This window comes from Rhizobium sp. WSM409, from assembly GCF_057653825.1.
Genome location: NZ_CM172794.1, coordinates 189029 through 207626, shown reverse-complemented (window position 1 = coordinate 207626; position 18598 = coordinate 189029). Strand labels below are relative to the sequence as shown.

Genomic DNA, 18598 nt, shown 5'->3' with positions numbered 1-18598 from the left:
ACGAACTCATCGGCCTCGTAACAGCGCGCCACCCTCTGACGTCCCTCATCCTGAGGCGCGGAGGCCAAAGGCCGGAGCCTCGAAGGACACGCCGCAACGCTGCTCCTTGCATTGTCCGACGCGGAATGCCCGCCTCGCCCTTCGAGGCCCCTGCGGGGCACCTCAGGATGAGGCTCTCTTGAATGGCGGCGCTCCGAGGCTTGATCTCGGTGCCCGTCATACGCGCTAGGTGACTGCAACCTCTCAGCCCCAAAAAATCACAGCCATCCCCCGCCTCGTGTTAGCGCGGAATTAAAGAATATCGCCTCTTATTTGTTGCGACGACATCGGACCCCGCCAGCCGATCGCATGATGCAAGCGTCAGCCCAAACGTAATCCCTAAACCGCGATATTGAAGCCGCGTTTTCTGCAACAATTGATTTCAAAAGCACCGGGCGCGACACGCCCCGTCAATCGGGTGACATTTCCATGCTGAAACATCTGAAAATCCGCACAAAAATCATATCGGTCGTGGCGCTCATGGGGCTGATCACGATGGCCGGGCTGATCTATGTCATCTCCGAATTCCGCCGTGCGGATGCGGCCTACAGCGCCTTCATCGATCATGAAGCGCAGGCCTCGATGCTGAGCGCGCGCGCCAGCGCATCGGCGGTGGCCTCGGTGCTGCAGGTCACCCTGATTGCCGACATGAAGCCCGATACGCCGGCATTCCAGACGGCGCTCGCCACACCGAGCAAGCTGCCGCAGGCGCGTGACCGCATGAAGCAGGCGCTGGCGCTGGTGCCCAGCCGCAAGCCGGCGATCGATGAGATTCAGGCCGGCATCGATGAGATCGAAACCCTGGCAAACAAGATCATCGAACAGAGCAAGGCCAAGGACAGCGCCGGCGCGCTTTCGAATGTTGCCCTGATCAATGCCAAGCTCGATGCGCTGACGCCGAAGATGATCGCCAACAATGATGCGATGATGGCAATGCTCAACGATGGCGGCGACGCACTCTCGGCTTCCGTCAACGGACGGATCGTCTTCTGTTTCGTGCTGATCGGCATCGCCGTTCTCGCCGCCGTCGGCTTCAGCGTGGTCGTCGCCCAGAAGGGCATCGCCGGCCCGATGACGCAGCTGCGCCTGCGCATGACCCGGCTTGCCGAGGGCGATACGACAAGCGATGTCAGCGGCCTCGACCGCGGCGATGAAGTCGGCCAGATGGCAAAGGCGGTTTCGGTCTTCCGCGACAATGCGATCGAGCGTGCCCGGATCGAGGCGCGCGCCGAAACAGACCGCGACGTCAGCGACAGCGAGCGCCGCGACCGCGAGGCGCAGAAGGCCCGCGAAGCATCGGAACTCGACCGCGCCGTCACCGCACTCGGCGACGGCCTGCGCCGCCTCGCCGCCGGCGATCTCGCCTCGCATATCGCGGAGCCCTTCGTCGCGCATCTCGATGCGCTGCGTGAGGATTTCAACAACTCGGTCGAGAAGCTCAACGAAACCCTGCATACGGTCGGCGCCAATGCCCGGGCGATCGGCGCTGGCGCCAACGAGATTCGTTCCTCCGCGGACCAGCTTTCCCAGCGGACGGAACAGCAGTCAGCCTCCGTCGAAGAAACGGCAGCAGCGCTGGAGGAGATCACCACGACGGTGCGCGACGCCGCCAAGCGGGCCGAGGAAGCAAGCCAACTCGTCGCCCGCACCCGCCTCGGCGCCGAGAAATCCGGCGAGGTCGTCCGCAAGGCCGTCTCCGCCATGCAGCAGATCGAGAAGTCCTCGGGCGAAATCTCCAACATCATCGGCGTCATCGACGACATCGCCTTCCAGACCAACCTTTTGGCTCTGAACGCCGGCGTCGAAGCCGCCCGCGCCGGCGATGCCGGCAAGGGTTTTGCGGTCGTCGCCCAGGAAGTGCGCGAGCTCGCCCAGCGCTCGGCCAAGGCCGCCAAGGAGATCAAGGCGCTGATCAGCACCTCCGGCTCGCATGTGCAGACCGGCGTCTCGCTGGTCGGCGAAACCGGCAAGGCGCTCGATTCGATCGTCCAAGAGGTGCAGGAGATCAACCAGCACGTCCACGCGATCGCCGAAGCCTCCCGCGAACAATCGATCGGGCTGCAAGAGATCAACACCGCCGTCAACACCATGGACCAGGGCACGCAGCAGAATGCGGCGATGGTCGAGGAATCGACAGCCGCCAGCCATAACTTGGCTACGGAAGCGTCAGCGCTCAACAATCTGCTCGGCCAATTCAGGCTGACCGGCACCGGCGGCTTCACCACGAGCGCGCCAATCGCCGCAGCACCTCGCGCTGCCGCCCGCCCGGCAGCCAGGGCAGCCCCGATCCGCGTCGCCCGCGAAGGCACCGCCCGCCCGGCCGCCTCGCCGGCCCGAGCGCTGGGCCAGAAGATCGCCAACGCCTTCGGCGCCGGCAGCAGCACATCGCCGAGCCAGGATCCCGACTGGACGGAATTCTGAGCTGACCTCGGCACGAGGCGCGGCTGTCCGGTTCGCGCCGCGGCTGCCCCTCACCCTAACCCTCATATGCGCTAGGTTAAGCGAGCGTGTAGATCGTCGCATTGTTTTCGGCGTCGTCGCGGCGGCTCACAGAGGTGGCGACGACTTCGCGTGACGAGATTACAGACGGCCTGCCACAGAAGTGGTCCGCGGATGGCGGCGCAAATGGTGGCCAGGGCGATCTTCATGAGACGCCAGCGCGATGGGCTTGCCAATGGGGGGCTAGCCAGTGGGGTTGCCACATCCAGAGGGGGGAGAGTCCGGGACTTGCCCGGCAATCTGTTCGGCGATGATGGCGACGATCAGTCTGGCGTAGAGCCATGCCCGGGCCAGTTCCGGCTTCTTGGCCGGCAAGCTGTCGAGGCCGGCCAGGCTCTTGAACCGTTTGAACGCCAGCTCGATTTGCCAGCGGAAGCGATAGAGGGTGAGGATATCGGCCGGCGGGAAGGTGGTGGCCGGCAGCGAGGTCAGCAGCAGAATGTACTTCGCCGCCTCGAGACTGCGCGGATCGGGTTTTTTGCCGTGCTTGCGGGCGGCTTTGAGCAGACGCTCCTGCTCGGCTTGGGCCTGTTGCGGATCCTTGCGTCGGACAATGAGGCGCAGGGCCAGCGGCGGTGGTGGCGGCGTCCCCGTCATGCCTTCGTGGACACGAACCTGCACCTCGCCTTCCTGCTCTTGCTGAGCGGCGAGTGCGGCAAACAGATCAAAGGGCTCGCCATTCGTCTGCAACAGGCGCAACGAGTTCCAGCCGGTCCGCACGATGAAGTCTGCACCGGCGTCGATCACCGGCCGCAGGTCGCGCGGTCTTGCATAGTAGCGATCGGCCAGCACGATATCGCCGGGTGCGTAGGTAAGGCGCTGAAGGTTCTCGGCACCATGGATGTCGGTCAACTCAAGCTGATCGACCTGAGCCGTTGCCAAGTTGTAGCCGACATGTAACCGCCATGTCGTGCGGTCAGCGCCTGGATGGCAAATCGACGTTCCATCGAGCACACGCAAGCGATATCCCGCAAAGCGCCCCGTCGGCACTTTGGCCTGTTCGGCAATCAGCGCGGCCACGATGTCGCCAAGCCAAGGCGCCGCTTTGCACAGCCGCTCAAGCAGCGATGGGTCTGACAAACGGGCGATCCCGCCCGCTTCGGCCCATGCACAGGTCTCGCGTAGCGACATGCCAAGGCCGCCATAGGCAAGTGCCAGCCGCAACAGCGTCTCGGCATTCTTGATTTCCCGCACCCGCGTAAAAGCACCGCGCAACCGCGCCGTTGCTTCCAAGTCAAAACCCGCCGGAAGCCGCTCGCGCACTTCCGGCCAATGATCCAAAACCTCAGGACGAATCTTCATCCAAAGCTTGAATCACAACCAGATTCCTTATGTCCAGGGCTAAACCTAGCGCATATGACCCTAGCCCTCTCCCCGTAAAAACGGGGAGAGGGGACGTGCCATGCAAGAGGCCAATGGGGAACGGAAAGGTCGCGGCATACCCCCCTTCGCCCCGTTTACGGGGAGAAGGTGGCGGCAGCCGGATGAGGGGCGGACGGCGGCGGCCGCCCTTTCCTTTTGGGTATCGTCTAACCCGGCCGCCAGCCGATCTCGACGAGAATGTTTCCGGGAGCCGTGCAATAAAACAGCCAGCCGCCGCGCATGGCGGCCGGCCGACCGGACAGCGCAGCACCGGCAGCAGCAAGCCCGGCATGGACCGCATCGACATCCGCCCTCTCGGGCAGAATGAAGCCGATGTGATAGGTCTGGCGTCCCATCTCCACCTGATCGGCGGTGCCGAATTTTGCGATTGCGTGGCTGAGGACGATTTCGAGGCCGGTATCGTCTTCGAGGATCGCCAGGCCGTTCTGGCCGCGCATATCCTTAAGCCTCAGACCGAAATGGCGGATGAAGAAATCCGCCGTGGCAGCGATATCGGGAACGTGGAAATCGAGATGGTTCAAGCGCATGACAGTCTCCGTTCGAAAAAATCCCGGGACTGCCTATTTGCCGTCTCCGCACGCCGCCGGGATCCCGCATCTTCATGCGGATCACGTCGCGGGTTCTCGTGCCATGGCACGGAGCAGAGCTTCCGTGAGAGCGCGCTTGACGCTCGAACGGAAGGGACCGGGCTTACCTCAACCGATCCTGCCTTTTTCGACGATGCCGATCTAGCAGACGACACCGGTTTCGGCAATGGAGGGGTCATCGCGCCTGGAGGATCGGGATTTTCACCCTAACATCCATAGGTGGATGTCGTCCCGCCGGCGCTCGATCACGGCGTCCCCGGCGACGCTTCCCGAAGGATTGAAGCGCGGCATGAGCATTCGTGTCGTGAGCCCTATCCGACGAGGTGTAGAGTGATATTATTCAACGCATTGGGAGGGATGGACATGAAACCTGCAATCATCGGCCTCGTCGGCACGCTCGTTCTGGCGGGATGCAACACCGTCAGCTACAGCGGACCGGGCCTCGAACCCATCCCCGGCAGCATCACCTATAGTGGCCAGCCGCGCAGCAAGCTCACCAAATCACCCCCCGGCTCCGCCTTCCCGCATGACTTCATCGACCAGTACGGCCGGGAGGTGGAAGAAACCTACATCATCCAGCCCGACCGGAGCCTGATCATCGCGCATCGGCAATACAAGCCGATCCGGTTTTTCGGGGATTAGAGCCTTTCCTGGTCAGAGATGAAAAGGAGCGGAGCAGGCATCATAGACCGCAACAGGCGGTTTAGAGGCCATGGGTCTGGATCAAGTCCGCTGTGTCTTCGGCAAAAGCGTCGACCGCCGCTTAACGGACTTCGAGTCCGGATTTCAGCCCGAGCCGGATCAACCCGTCAGGGCCAGCCAATCACCGATCGTTTTTCCGTAACGCTGCGTGGAGCGGATGGCCGGAGCCGGCCGCTGCTGGGTTGCCACCGTCCTTCGGATTTCACGCGGGCTCAGCCCGAATTCGTGGATGAAGGCGCGCGTAAAATTGGCGGCGACCTCGAAACCGGCGGCTTCTGCGATTTCTGAAATCGGCCTGTGGTCGGCCGAATTGCTGAGATCCGCATAGGCCTGCAGCAATCGCCGCTTGCGAATATAATTGAGCACGCCTCCGCTCGCCTCAAACAGTTGATAAAGCCGCGTACGCGAAATCCCCAACGCGCGGCACATCACGTCCGGTGTCAGGTTTTCCGAATGGAGATTGACGTGAATGTAGCGGTGCGCCCGCTCCATCAGTCCCATGTTGGCCTGGTTTTGACCGGTATCAGTCCTTGTGGACGATGCGGCGCCCGCAACGACCATATCGCCGATGGTTTGGATGATCCGGGGCACTTCCTCTATCGTCAGATTGCCGAGGTTCGTTTCGAGGCCCGTGAGATAGCCCGTGAGCAACTCGGCGTGGCTGCCCGAAAGAACCGTGTTGCCGGCGCTCTGGAGAAGGCTCGCATCGCGAGCCAGCATCTCATACGGCAGGAACACGAGCAAAGCTTCGGTATCGGTCGTCCGTCCGCGATAGGGGCTGCCGAGCGACATGAAAAATATCTCGCCGGCACCGGTCTCGGTGACACGACGGTTGACCTCGGTCCAGGCCTGGCCGCTGCGCTGCAGGCCGACGTTCCAATGGTCGATAGGGCTCGATCGAAGCATGGCCTGATCGCGGACATATCTGTGGGCATGCGCGCGCTGCTGGACGATCAGGATATCGCCGAGATGCCAGCCGATCTGCTCCGCGAGGAACCCGTCTTCCGGTGATTTTCCCTCCGGCAGATGAACATCCACGAGCGGCGCCATATGTGCCCGCCAGGCCTGGAATTGTTCTGCCGGTGGTAGGTCCTGCGTCGAGAATCGCAGCGGCACGAGTGCAGGGGAGGCATGGGGCGGGCGTTCCTTGCGCATGGCCGGTTCACGCGGCCAGCGCCGCCGCTCCATATGCGCCGGCCGTTCCTGTTCCGCGGCAGGATCATCGTCGGATTCAGACCCTGTAGCCATCCAATGCCTCCAGCGCATAACCCGACCCGAGCCATGGAAATTGAGAAAAGCAATTGTTTTTGCGGCGGAAATCTCCGCAGAACTCCGTTTGGAAAAACGGAAGTGCCCGAAGAGTCTCCTCCATAAGTTGTTTATCATATTCCTTTTCGCTCTGAAATGTACGGAGCGATAATTTCCAGGACGTGAGGATAACGACAATTGCCTTTCTTAGCTGTATCTAAATAAGCATCGGTTCATTCCAAAAGAAAAACCGGACGAATAAAACATTCGCATGATCGAACGACTTGGTTTCGCGATATGTCGAAGTAAATATCGAATATCCCATAGCAAAATCTGAAAACACGGGAGGTAGTCGTGAACTATCTTGGTAAGATTCGTGCGCGCTCTGTACAAGTTTCTGCTCGTGATGCAAATTGTCCTTCCGGAATACATCGCGCTCCCAAGAGAGTTCTTGTCACCGGCGGTGCAGGTTTCCTCGGATCGCATCTCTGCGAGACGCTTTTGGCCGCCGGACACCAGGTGATCTGCCTCGACAACTTTTCCACCGGCATGCGGCGCAATATCGTCCATCTGAAGCGAGTCGATCGCTTCAATGTCGTCGCCCACGATATCGTCCACCCGCTCGATCTGGAAGTCGACGAGATCTATAACCTCGCCTGCCCGGCATCGCCCCCGCATTATCAGGCCGATCCGATCCATACGACAAAGACCTGCGTGCTGGGCTCCCTCAACCTTCTGGAGCTGGCCGCGCGCACCGGCGCACGTATCCTTCAGGCATCCACCTCCGAAGTCTACGGCGACCCGAACGTCCACCCGCAGGTCGAAAGCTACTGGGGCAACGTCAATTCGTTCGGGCCGCGCTCCTGCTATGACGAGGGCAAGCGCTGCGCCGAGACGCTGTTCTTCGACTTCCACAACACGCACGGCGTCGAGATCAAGATCATCCGCATCTTCAACACCTACGGCCCGCGGATGCGTCCGGACGACGGCCGCGTCGTCTCGAATTTCATCGTCCAGGCCCTGACGGGGCAAGACATCACGATATATGGCGACGGTTCGCAGACCCGCTCGTTCTGTTTCGTCGATGATCTCATCGGCGGCATGGTCCGCATGATGGCCTCACCGTCGTCGCTGACGGGGCCTGTCAATCTCGGCAATCCGGGCGAATTCACGATCCGGGAACTGGCCGAGCAGGTGATCGGATTGACCGGTTCCCGGTCGCAAATCATCCATCGCGCTCTGCCGGTTGACGATCCCCGTCAGCGTCGCCCCGATATTTCGCTTGCCATGCAGGAACTCGACTGGCGGCCGAAGATCGACTTGTCGAGCGGCCTGCGTCAGACGATCGACTATTTCGATGGCGTTCTCACCCGTCCGGCACGCGAGCTGGAGGCGGTCTGATGGATGCGCCCCGGGTCCTGGTCACGGGCGGTGCCGGCTATATCGGCAGCCACACCGCCAAGCTCCTCCGCTCGGAGGGGATTGAGCCTGTCGTCTACGACAATCTCACGACCGGAAACCGTTCGTCCGTGCGCTGGGGGCCTTTCGTCGAAGGTGACGTCCTCGACACGTCATGCCTGATCGAGGTCATCGAGAAATATGCTCCCGATGCCGTCATCCACTTTGCCGCCTCGGCCTACGTCGGCGAGTCCGTGGAAAACCCGGCGAAATATTACAACAACAATGTCTGCGGTGCATTGTCGCTTATCGATGCCTGCCGGCAGACGGGGCTTCAAAACGTCATCTTCTCATCGAGTTGTGCCGTCTACGGCGTCCCGTCCGTGCTGCCGATCGATGAGACGTTGCCGAAGGCTCCGATCAATCCCTACGGCAAGACCAAGCTGATCTTCGAGCATATGCTCGCCGATTATGCGGCGGCCTACGGCCTGCGGTATGTTGCCCTGCGTTATTTCAATGCCTGTGGCGCCGATCCGGACGGCGAGCTTGGCGAATGGCACGTTCCGGAAACCCATCTCATTCCGCGGGCGCTGCTGGCCGCGGCCGGCCGGATTCCGCACCTGGAGATATTCGGCGATGATTACGATACCCCTGACGGGACCTGCATAAGGGACTATATTCACGTCGCAGATCTCGCGCGCGCCCATGTTCAGGCCTTCACCCATCTCGCCAAAGGCGGAGCAAACCTCGCTGTCAACCTCGGCACCGGGCGGGGTTATTCCATCAGGGAAGTCCTGCGCGTGATCCAGGAAACGACCGGCTGCGAAGTCCCGGTCGTCATCCATCCACGCCGTCCGGGCGATCCGCCCAGCCTCTACGCCGACGCCAGCCTGGCCCGCGAGACGCTCTGCTTCCAGCCTCGATATTCCGACCTCGAAACCATCGTGCGGACGGCGGCTCCGTTCTTCGGACTGGAGGTGCGCGCGTGACCGAACTTGCGATTATCCAAGCGACGCACGCTCCGGAACCCTCCCACGAGCCGCTTCTTGTCCCGGTTCTGACCGGACATCGGCGGACCGAATATCTGTTCTCGGCGGCCGTATGGGCCTGCGCCTTCGCCTATTTCTGGATCTGGTGGCTGGAGCCGCGCCATCACGTCGATGCTTTCGGCACAATTACGGTGAGCCTCGTTCTTGCCTGGGTTACCGCGCTGCCGGCCTATTTCATCGTCGTCTTCTATCGGGCGGCAAGACCGAACGGTCCCTTGCGCCTGCCGGCGGGCAGTCGAGTGGCCATGGTCGTGACCAAGGCGCCGGCCGAACCCTTCTCGGTCGTCAGTGAAACCCTGCTGGCAATGCTTGCCCAGGAGGTGGAACACGACACCTGGCTTGCCGACGAAGACCCTTCCCCCGAGACTCTCGACTGGTGCTCCCGTCACGGGGTCCTCGTCTCGACCCGCAAGGGGCGATCCGATTATCATCGGACGTCGTGGCCCCGACGCACGCGGTGCAAGGAAGGCAACCTCGCCTTCTTCTACGACCACTACGGCTACAGCCGCTACGATTTCGTGGCGCAACTCGATGCGGATCATGTTCCCGCGCCCGACTATCTCTTCCACATGCTGCGTCCGTTCGGCGATCCAAAGGTCGGCTATGTCTCGGCCCCCAGCATTTGCGACAAGAACGCTTCCGAAAGCTGGTCGGCACGTGGAAGGCTCTATGCCGAGGCCAGCATGCATGGTTCGCTCCAAGCCGGTTACAATGGCGGCCTGGCGCCGATGTGCATAGGGTCGCATTACGCGGTACGTACCGTCGCCCTCAAACAGATCGGCGGCCTCGGTCCGGAGTTGGCTGAAGACCATTCGACGACATTGATGATGAATGCCGGCGGCTGGCGAGGTGTGCATGCGCTGGATGCCATCGCCCATGGTGACGGCCCCAGAACCTTCAGCGATCTCGTGACGCAGGAATTCCAGTGGTCGCGCAGCCTGGTCATGGTGCTGTTGCGGTACTCGCCGAGCCTCCTCGGCCGGCTGCCGGCCCGGCTCAAGTTCCAGTTCCTCTTTTCGCAACTCTGGTATCCGCTTTTTGCGTTCTTTATGTTGCTCATGTTTGCTTTGCCGATCATCGCGCTCGTGCGCGGCCAGAATTTCGTGACCGTGACCTATCCCGATTTCCTGGCGCATTTCGCACCGCTTTCTATCGCTCTCGTGGTGATGGCTTATCGCTGGCGCGCCAGCAGCTCGTTCCGCCCCTACGACGCCAAGATCCTGAGCTGGGAATGCATGCTCTTTCTCTTCGCCCGCTGGCCCTGGGCGCTCGCCGGCACGCTGGCTGCGGTGCACGATTTTGTGACAGGCTCCTTCGTCGATTTCCGCGTCACGCCGAAAGGCCGGTCCGAAGTCGATCTGCTGCCGGTGCGTGTCCTGGCGCCCTACGCTGTGCTGGCGCTCATGGCGGTATTGCCTGCCCTGGCAATCGGCGATGCCGGCGCCTCCAAGGGCGGTTACTTCTTTACCATCCTGAACGCCGCAATCTACTGCGCGCTGCTGTTGGTCATCGTCGGGCGTCATTCGAAGGAGAATACTGTTGCGGCGGCCCCGCGTTTCTACCGTCCGGCGATGGCGACCGTGCTTCTGGCGCTCGTCGCGTTGCCGGGGGCTGCAACCATCATGCGCGGAAAGGATGCGACCGAGGCACTCGCCTGGGGCAGCGGCCGCCTTCAGCTGTTCGAAGAGCGCTACGCCGCCTCCGGTGCAGGCCGGGGCGGGACCGCCCTGCGCACGATCTTCTTCAAACCACGATGGATTTCCGATCCGGAGGAAATCCAACTGAGAACGGATGCCGCTCACCCGGATGTGCGGCCGAGCGTGGAGGAAGTACACAATGCATAGCCCATCCAAAATAGCCCTGTTGTCGTTAACCGGCCTGTTGCTGTCGGGAGTCGCGGTCCTGCCGACCGCTCTGGGCAGTTCTGCCGAAGGGCAGCCGCTTGCAATGACGACATCGTCCATTGCGCCGCCGACCAAAATGCCGGTCGTCACGAAGGAGTCGATCACGTTCGGCGCCTATGATCCGCACGGAGATTTAGGCGCCTCGCCCGATTCGAAGATCGAACACCTCTTCCTGCCCTGGGAAGATGTCGATCTGCGCACGCTCGCCCTCGCCGACGATTATGCGCAAGCGCGTGGCCGCACCCTGCTGATCTCGGTCGAGCCCTGGACCTGGTCGACCGGTTCGCGCCAAACCTCGCAGGAACTGCTGCACAGCATCCTCAACGGTTCGCGCGATGCGAACATGGCCGCCGTCTGCTCGACTGCTGCCAAGCTGAAAAGTCCGGTCATCATTCGCTGGGGACAGGAAATGGACGAAACCGACAGCCAGTTCTCCTGGTCGCATTGGCAGGGCGACGATTATGCCAAGGCCTATCGCCGGATGGTGGAGGTCTGCAAGGTCCACCTGAAGACGGCCAAATACATGTGGTCACCGAAGGGCAATGAGGGGCTTCAAGCCTTTTATCCCGGCAACGATGTCGTCGATCTCATCGGGCTCTCGGTCTTTGGCCTGGAGCAATACGACAGGGACAAGACTGGCCGCGACCAGACGTTTGCCGAGCACCTTGCGCCCGGATACGCCCGTGTCGCCGGTTACGGCAAGCCCATCATGGTTGCCGAACTCGGATACGAAGGCGGCGATTCCTTCGTGCGAAACTGGGCTGAGAGCGTAACGAAACGCTATCCCCAGTTCCCGGCGCTGAGCGCCGTTGTCTACTTCAACGACCGTGAAGTCTATCCGTGGCCGGACGGCTATGGCCGCCCCGACTGGCGGATCGTCCGCGAAAGCATCAATTGAACAAGAAGGAACCTGAACATGTCCATGCTTCAAAAAATGTTCCTGGCCGTGGTCCTGACCGGCGGTATCGCCACGGCCGCGTCCGCTGCCGGAACCAATGAGCCTGCGGGGATCGAGACCGCAAAACCGATGAGCAGCGCGGAAATCTATCGGCTCTACAACCAGAATTCCTGGATGTGGAAAGCCGGCGCCGGCTACTTCTCCGCAAAGGCGCGTCGCTTTACCGCCTGGTCGCGGGAAAATGGCTCGCCGTCCTTCGGCACGGGCCGCTGGTTCATCACGGAAACGGGTAAACTCTGCTTCAACGCCGACTGGCACGCCAAGACCGGAACGGCGACGGCAATCACCTGCTTCAGCCACCGCAAGAAGGGCGGCCTGATCTATCAGAAACGCGAACCGGACGGTGAATGGTACGTTTTCAAGAGCGCACCGGCACAAGCCACCGACGAATTCGCAAAGCTTCGCCGCGGCGACTACGTGAGGTCTCAATTGGGGGGAATTGAGATGAGCGTCAGTAAGACCAGATAAAGGCGAAGCTAGGGGTTGCGCGCGGCCGAGGCGCCATCTGTGTCCTTGTAGGAGCCGATGCCTGCGCGCAACCCTTTTCATAAAAGATCACGAAGCGCCTTCAAAAGGCGGCGAACGGCCTGAGGGTGAATGGAGCGGGTGAAGGGAATCGAACCCTCGTATTCAGCTTGGGAAGCTGCTGCTCTACCATTGAGCTACACCCGCGATGAAGCGAGATTTCCAACAGATAGGGGCCGCTGTCAAGTCGCGGCCGCCGGGAAGCCTCAGATGCGGAAGTGCTTCGAGAGCTTCAGGCCCTGGGCCTGGTAATTGGAGCCTAGGCCGGAGCCGTAGAGGCTGGCGGGCTTTTCCTGCATGTGTTCGTAGACGAGGCGGCCGACGATCTGGCCGTCTTCGAGGATGAAGGGCACCTCGTGGCTGCGCACTTCGAGCACCGCGCGGCTGCCGCGCCCGCCGGCAGGCGCATGGCCGAAGCCCGGATCGAAGAAGCCGGCATAATGGACGCGGAATTCGCCGACCAGCGGATCGAAGGGGGTCATTTCGGCTGCGTAATCCGGCGGCACGTGCACCGCCTCGCGCGAGACGAGGATATAGAATTCATCGGGATCGAGGATCAGCTCGTTGCGGCCGCGGCTGTGGAGCGGCTCCCAGAAATCGAAGAGGTCGTGCTCGGCCTTCTTGTCGACGTCGACGACGGCGGTGTGATGTTTGCCGCGATAACCGATCAGGCCGTCCTTGTCTCCGGCGAGGTCGATCGACAGGGCGATGCCGCCGCCGGAAACGTTCGGCAGCTTGCTGGCGACCAGCGTCTCGCTCTCATGCAGCTTCAACAGTTCCGGCTCGCCGAGCAGCGCCTGGCCGACGCGGAACCGGATCTGCGACAGCCGCGAGCCGCGGCGCACAACGATCGGGAAGGTGCGCGGGCTGATTTCGAGATAGAGCGGGCCGGAATAGCCTGATGGGATCTTGTCGAATTCCTGGGCGTAGTCGGTAATGACGCGGGTGAAGATATCGAGGCGCCCGGTCGAGCTCTTCGGATTGGCCGAGGCCGACATCTCGGCCGGCAGCGCCAGGCTCTCCATCAGCGGCACGATATAGACGCAGCCCGTTTCGAGCACCGCGCCTTCGGAGAGGTCGATCACGTGCAGGCTCAGCCGGTCAAGCTTGTCGGACACCAGATGCGAGGGGCCTGGCATGAAGCTGGCACGCACCCGAAAAGCCTTGCCGCCCAAGCGCAGGTCGAGGCTTGCCGGCTGGATCTGGTCGCGGTCCAGCTCCCGCTCGGAGATCAGACGCCCCGTTTCGAACAGCGCGGAGATCGCGCGATCCGCCAGAATTCCCGTTTCGCGAGCCATCATGCCTCATCCATCATTTGCCGCCGACAAAACCAAACTCGGGGAATTGACGCAAGCAGCTAACAGCAGTATTGCAGAATTATCCCGTGGTGATTTGGCCGGTCGGCTTGCAGCCACGTTAAACAAGTGGCTAAAAAGACCGGGTTGAAACCGGTCTGCTTTTGCGACCGGTTTTTTTGTTATGTGAAGGTGATGGCATGAGCAAGACCTGGCGCCCGGCAACCCAACTCGTCCACGGTGGCACGCTGCGTTCGCAATATGGCGAGACGTCCGAGGCAATCTATCTCACCCAAGGCTTCGTCTACGAAACGTCCGAGGCGGCCGAAGCCCGCTTCAAGGGCGAGACGGAGGGCTTCATCTACGCCCGCTACGGCAGCCCCACCAACGACATGTTCGAAAAGCGCATGTGCATGCTCGAAGGCGCCGAAGACGCCCGCGCCACCGCTTCCGGCATGGCCGCCGTCACCGCGGCGATCCTCTGCCAGCTGAAATCAGGCGATCATATCGTCGCCGCGCGCGCCCTGTTCGGTTCCTGCCGCTGGGTCGTCGAGACGCTGGCGCCGAAATACGGCATCGACTGCACGCTGATCGACGGCCGGGATCTGGCGAACTGGGAAAAGGCGATCACGCCGAAGACCAAGGTGTTCTTCCTGGAAAGCCCGACCAACCCGACGCTCGAAGTGATCGATATCGCTGGCGTCGCCAAGCTCGCCAACCAGGTCGGCGCCAAGGTCGTCGTCGACAATGTCTTTGCCACGCCACTTTTCCAGAAGCCCCTGGAGCTCGGCGCCCATATCGTCGTTTATTCCGCCACCAAGCATATTGACGGCCAGGGCCGCTGCCTCGGCGGTGTCGTTCTTTCCGACAAGGAATGGATCGACGAGAACCTGCACGACTACTTCCGCCATACTGGGCCGGCCATGTCGCCGTTCAATGCCTGGACACTGTTGAAAGGCATCGAGACGCTGCCGCTGCGCGTGCGCCAGCAGACCGAGAATGCGGCAAAGATCGCCGATTTCCTGGCCGAGCAGGGCAAGGTCGCCAAGGTGATCTATCCCGGCCGCAAGGACCATCCGCAGGCCGATATCATCGCCAAGCAGATGACCGGCGGCTCGACGCTGGTCGCCTTCGAGCTGAAGGGCGGCAAGGATGCGGCCTTTGCGCTGCAGAACGCGCTCGATATCGTCAAGATCTCCAACAATCTCGGCGACAGCAAGAGCCTGATCACCCATCCGGCGACGACGACGCACAAGAACCTGACGGATGAGGCGCGCGCCGAACTCGGCATTTCCCCGGGCACGGTCCGCCTTTCGGCCGGCATCGAGGATACCGACGACCTGATCGAAGATTTCGCCAAGGCGCTTGACAAGGTCTTGGCCTGATCGACAGCCAGAGCGGCCGGACCCCACCCGGGTTCGGCCGGATCTCACTAAAGCGCGTCGCGATCTTTCAGATTCGCTCCTCGCGCTTTAGTTTTTGTTTTTACGCATGTCGTTATCGCAAAACCGCTGCACACTTTTGCGCGACATGCTTGGGGTTCGGCCGTGCCGGACCTCACTGGGTGAGACCGAGGGGGGGGGGGGAACAAGTTTGCCCGCCGCGGCGTTCCGAAACTGAATTAACACTGACAATTAGGCTTAACGATCGAAAACCCTTCGGATCACAGCCATTTCAGCGATGATAATTGTTCCGTTTCTTGACGGACAGGGCCTCTTATAAGATACGGGTAAGATATCTTGACTAAGGTGCAAGGCATGTATCGCGCCCTCACAAGAGAGATCGAAGTTGTCGTCGAGCCGTTCTATCTGGAGGAGCAATCCGATCCGGACGACGACCGCTATGTCTGGGGTTACCGGATTGTCATCAGCAACAATTCCGGCATAGCCGTTCGACTGGTCAATCGTTACTGGAACATCACCGACCAGAACGGCCAGGTGGACGAGGTGACCGGTCCCGGCGTCGTCGGCGAGCAGCCGCGGCTCAGCCCCGGCGACACCTACGAATATTCCTCCGGCTGTCCGCTCGACACGCCCTCAGGGCTGATGTTCGGCCATTACCAGATGGAAACGGACGACGGCGAGATGTTCGATGTCGACATCCCCGCCTTCTCGCTGGATTCACCTGGGCTGCTGCGCGTGCTTAATTGAGAGCGTAGGTTCGCGGTCGTTTCGTCGGTGCAAGCACGGCGCGTGGATCCGGCCGGCTACAGCCTTCCAGTCAGTACCAGCATGGACGCCGTACCCTCGGTCGTAGATCCTCGGGCTTGCCCAGTCATCAATCTACTAAAGGTCAAAAGGATCCGAGGCCTGGGTGCCTGGCTTTGCTTCGAACGGATCTTTTGATTGTGGCGGCGCCGGATGTTTTGCGACCGCATCGTTTACCGCCTTTTGGCAGGCGAGCAACTCATCCGCTGCACTGGCGGAATCTTTCAAACCGAGAGCCACAATCTGCTTTCCTCCAAAGCTGGCGCGGAAACTCAGTTTACCAGCGAACTCCTCAATCAAGTCGGGATCCTCGAAATCAATCCATAATGATTTGAGGCCATCGAGATCCAGACCTCTCCCATCAGCCGTCCGTTTAGACTGGTCGAACGAGAGTTCGATGGGATAATGCTTACCTTTCTCCAAGGATTTCCAGTTTGGGTTTCCGAGCAGAATGTAAAGAGGGTTGTCCTTTTTGCGGAAATTGAAGCCAAGACGAAAAATGGTGTCGTCATCAAAGGAAGTCAGAACAAAACAGCCATTGTCTAAAGTCGGGTCGACAGCCACGCTCCAGCCCCCGACCTCTTTCCATGGGACTGTCTGGTCATCAGCCAAGCTCACTGGTGGCATCGCAGCTATGAGCGCGAGTACAAAAAACAAAAGTCTCATCAACGCCCCATCCGCTTTCTTAGGCCAGAACCAATGAAACAGAATAGGTGCACAGTGACTACGCGAAGTCGAGTCACCGTGCTGCATCATCGCTAATCTTTTATTGTTCGCTGTGCGTGTCCTTAACCGCGCCTATTCCGCCGGCTGAAGTTCGGCCGGCTCGAAGCGGTAGGTGGTCGAGCAGAATTCGCAGGTCACGGCGATTTCGCCATCTTCCTGGCTGGCCTCGATCTCCTCGGCCGAAAAGCCCTTCAGCACGCCCTTGATCTTGTCGCGCGAGCAGCTGCAGCGGTCGAAAACCGCGCGCGGTTCGTAGACGCGCACGCCGCGCTCGTGGAACAGGCGGAACAGCAGCCGCTCGGTTCCGACCAGCGGATCGGTGAGTTCATCGGCGTCGATGGTCTCGACCAGCGAACGCGCTTCGAGCCAGGCATCGTCCTCGCCGTGCGGGCGGCTGCCGGTGTCGCCGTCGCCGCCGTGGAGATCCGGCTGGCGCATGCGCTCCGGCGCTTCCGGAAGGAACTGGGCGACGAGGCCGCCTGCCCGCCAGCGATGGCGCGGCTTGCCCGCATCGTCACGGTCGAAGAGTTCGGCCGCGGCAAGACGGACGCGCGTCGGGATCTGCTCCGACTGGCGGAAATAGACGCCGGCAATATCTTCCAGCGTGGTGCCGTCGAGCGGAACGATGCCCTGGTAGGGCTGGCTGAACTTGCCCTGGTCAATGGTGAAGGCGAGCACGCCCTTGCCGAGCAGTTGCTCCGGCTCGGTTTCACCTGACTCGATCGCCTTGTTGAGCAGCGCCTGATCGAAACGGGCGTAGGCGCGGACATTTTCCGGCGTCGAGAAATCGGCGACGAGAAGATCGACCGGGCCGTCGCCCTTGGTCTGCACCGTGAACTTGCCGTCGAACTTCAGCGAGGTGCCGAGCAGCACCGTCAGCACGACGACTTCGGCAAGCAGCCGGGCAACGGGTGCGGGATAATGATGACGCTCGAGGATGGCGTCGAGCATCGGGCCGAGCTGGACGGCGCGGCCGCGCACATCCAGCCCTTCCACCTGGAAGGGGACGACATGGTCATCGCCGGCGAAATCAAACTGGCCGAGGGCGGCTGCAGCTTCTGCCATGGCTTTTAACTCCTAGTTTCAGAGCGATGGGCCAGCGTGCCCTTCGCTCACGCGGTCGCGAGTCTGTCTCTCGCGACGTCCGATTATGGTTCAGATCGCGCCCAGGCACCAAGCAAGAATCGACTTCTGCGCATGAAGACGGTTTTCCGCCTCATCGAAGACCACGGATTGCGGACCGTCGATCACTTCGTCCGTCACTTCCTCACCGCGATGAGCGGGCAGGCAATGCATGAACAATGCATCATTGCCGGCTTTCGCCATCAAGGCCGCGTTGACCTGATAAGGCTGGAAGACATTGTGACCCCGGGCCCGATGTTCCTGATTCATGGAGACCCAGGTATCGGTCACCACGCAATCGACGCCGGCGACCGCACGGTCGGCATCATGGCAAAGCATGATTTCGGCGCCCTCATTGCGGGCCCAGTTCAGATAGTGATCCTTGGGCTCCGAGCCAAGGGGCACGGCCATGTTCATGCGGTAGCCGAAGCGGGCGGCACCCTCGACCAGCGAATGCAGCACATTGTTGCCGTCGCCGGTCCAGGCGATGGTCTTGCCCTTGATCGGGCCGCGGTGCTCTTCGAAGGTCATGATATCGGCCATAATCTGGCAGGGATGGGTGTCATCCGTCAGCGCATTGATGACAGGCACGGTCGCATGCTGGGCCAGCTCGACCAGCCGCGAATGCTCGGTGGTGCGGATCATGATCGCATCGACATAACGCGACAGCACCTTGGCGGTGTCGCCGATCGTCTCGGCGCGGCCGAGCTGCATCTCGGTGCCGGACAGGAACAGCGTTTCGCCGCCGAGCTGGCGCATGCCGACGTCGAAGGAGACGCGGGTGCGCGTCGACGGCTTCTCGAAGATCATCGCCAGCATCTTGCCGGCGAGCGGCTTGTCGCCCTGGCCCGCCTTGAAGGCCTGCTTGCGGGCGAGCGCATCGTTCATGATCGTTCTGAGATCGGCTGATGTGACCGCCGAAAGATCGAGGAAGTGTTTAGGGCTCATATCGTCTT

Annotated in this window: 16 protein-coding genes, 1 tRNA gene and 1 riboswitch; of the genes, 9 read left to right on the top strand and 8 right to left on the bottom strand. The window is 61.4% G+C overall.

The window, feature by feature from the left end; translation table 11 throughout:
- Positions 1 to 468 precede the first annotated feature (468 nt).
- Positions 469 to 2460 (top strand): methyl-accepting chemotaxis protein, encoded by a 1992-nt coding sequence (locus tag AC25BC_RS01030; protein ID WP_128439624.1) that lies wholly within the window; start codon positions 469 to 471, stop codon positions 2458 to 2460.
- Between the two features lie 261 nt (positions 2461 to 2721).
- Here AC25BC_RS01030 and AC25BC_RS01025 read toward each other — a convergent pair whose 3' ends face one another.
- Both AC25BC_RS01025 and AC25BC_RS01020 read right to left on the bottom strand, forming a co-directional pair.
- A complete protein-coding gene (locus tag AC25BC_RS01025) occupies positions 2722 to 3840 on the bottom strand; it encodes an IS4 family transposase (RefSeq protein WP_017993194.1) in 1119 nt (372 codons plus the stop codon).
- 227 nt (positions 3841 to 4067) lie between these two features.
- Positions 4068 to 4448, bottom strand: coding sequence for a VOC family protein (locus AC25BC_RS01020; RefSeq protein ID WP_012755939.1), 381 nt, complete (start codon positions 4446 to 4448; stop codon positions 4068 to 4070).
- 423 nt (positions 4449 to 4871) lie between these two features.
- Between AC25BC_RS01020 and AC25BC_RS01015 the strand changes: the two genes are divergently transcribed.
- Positions 4872 to 5150, top strand: a complete 279-nt coding sequence (locus AC25BC_RS01015) for a hypothetical protein (protein ID WP_012755938.1) — start codon at positions 4872 to 4874, stop codon at positions 5148 to 5150.
- Between the two features lie 159 nt (positions 5151 to 5309).
- Here AC25BC_RS01015 and AC25BC_RS01010 read toward each other — a convergent pair whose 3' ends face one another.
- Positions 5310 to 6458, bottom strand: coding sequence for a helix-turn-helix domain-containing protein (locus AC25BC_RS01010; RefSeq protein WP_128440353.1), 1149 nt, complete (start codon positions 6456 to 6458; stop codon positions 5310 to 5312).
- A gap of 354 nt (positions 6459 to 6812) precedes the next feature.
- Here AC25BC_RS01010 and AC25BC_RS01005 point away from each other — a divergent pair, with 354 nt between their 5' ends.
- Genes AC25BC_RS01005 through AC25BC_RS00985 form a run of 5 tightly spaced genes read left to right on the top strand, consistent with a single transcriptional unit; the run spans position 6813 to position 12235 of the window.
- Positions 6813 to 7859, top strand: a complete 1047-nt coding sequence (locus tag AC25BC_RS01005; protein WP_012755936.1) for a UDP-glucuronic acid decarboxylase family protein — start codon at positions 6813 to 6815, stop codon at positions 7857 to 7859.
- Complete coding sequence (gene galE, locus AC25BC_RS01000; RefSeq protein WP_012755935.1) at positions 7859 to 8845, top strand: UDP-glucose 4-epimerase GalE; 987 nt, start codon at positions 7859 to 7861, stop codon at positions 8843 to 8845. Before AC25BC_RS01005 ends, galE begins: the two co-directional genes overlap by 1 nt.
- Positions 8842 to 10749, top strand: coding sequence for a glycosyltransferase family 2 protein (locus AC25BC_RS00995; RefSeq protein WP_128440354.1), 1908 nt, complete (start codon positions 8842 to 8844; stop codon positions 10747 to 10749). Before galE ends, AC25BC_RS00995 begins: the two co-directional genes overlap by 4 nt.
- A 19-nt stretch (positions 10750 to 10768) precedes the next feature.
- Positions 10769 to 11707 carry a glycoside hydrolase family 26 protein gene (locus AC25BC_RS00990; protein WP_041935457.1) on the top strand — a complete coding sequence of 313 codons (939 nt, stop codon included), beginning with the start codon at positions 10769 to 10771 and terminating at the stop codon, positions 11705 to 11707.
- An 18-nt stretch (positions 11708 to 11725) separates the two neighbouring features.
- A complete protein-coding gene (locus AC25BC_RS00985) occupies positions 11726 to 12235 on the top strand; it encodes a DUF995 domain-containing protein (protein ID WP_012755932.1) in 510 nt (169 codons plus the stop codon).
- Positions 12236 to 12365: 130 nt separating this feature from the next.
- On the opposite strand, the gene AC25BC_RS00980 is transcribed toward AC25BC_RS00985, so the two are convergent.
- A tRNA-Gly gene (locus AC25BC_RS00980) sits at positions 12366 to 12439 on the bottom strand.
- Positions 12440 to 12498: 59 nt separating this feature from the next.
- A complete protein-coding gene (locus tag AC25BC_RS00975) occupies positions 12499 to 13593 on the bottom strand; it encodes a 2'-deoxycytidine 5'-triphosphate deaminase (protein ID WP_012755918.1) in 1095 nt (364 codons plus the stop codon).
- Positions 13594 to 13666: 73 nt separating this feature from the next.
- Positions 13667 to 13745: riboswitch (SAM riboswitch) on the top strand.
- Between the two features lie 42 nt (positions 13746 to 13787).
- Between AC25BC_RS00975 and AC25BC_RS00970 the strand changes: the two genes are divergently transcribed.
- Both AC25BC_RS00970 and apaG read left to right on the top strand, forming a co-directional pair.
- Entirely contained in the window at positions 13788 to 14972 is a 1185-nt protein-coding gene (locus AC25BC_RS00970) for an O-succinylhomoserine sulfhydrylase (protein WP_012755917.1), read from the top strand.
- Between the two features lie 372 nt (positions 14973 to 15344).
- On the top strand, positions 15345 to 15737 hold the full coding sequence (apaG, locus tag AC25BC_RS00965; protein ID WP_012755916.1) for a Co2+/Mg2+ efflux protein ApaG: 393 nt from the start codon (positions 15345 to 15347) through the stop codon (positions 15735 to 15737).
- Between the two features lie 135 nt (positions 15738 to 15872).
- On the opposite strand, the gene AC25BC_RS00960 is transcribed toward apaG, so the two are convergent.
- The 3 genes from AC25BC_RS00960 to argF all read right to left on the bottom strand — a co-directional run bounded on the left by AC25BC_RS00960 (position 15873) and on the right by argF (position 18590).
- Positions 15873 to 16460 carry a hypothetical protein gene (locus AC25BC_RS00960; protein WP_012755915.1) on the bottom strand — a complete coding sequence of 196 codons (588 nt, stop codon included), beginning with the start codon at positions 16458 to 16460 and terminating at the stop codon, positions 15873 to 15875.
- A gap of 132 nt (positions 16461 to 16592) precedes the next feature.
- Positions 16593 to 17585, bottom strand: a complete 993-nt coding sequence (locus AC25BC_RS00955) for an Hsp33 family molecular chaperone (RefSeq protein WP_012755914.1) — start codon at positions 17583 to 17585, stop codon at positions 16593 to 16595.
- Positions 17586 to 17675: 90 nt separating this feature from the next.
- Positions 17676 to 18590: an ornithine carbamoyltransferase gene (gene argF / locus AC25BC_RS00950; RefSeq protein ID WP_012755913.1), complete on the bottom strand. Its 915-nt coding sequence runs from the start codon at positions 18588 to 18590 to the stop codon at positions 17676 to 17678.
- Positions 18591 to 18598: the final 8 nt, after the last annotated feature.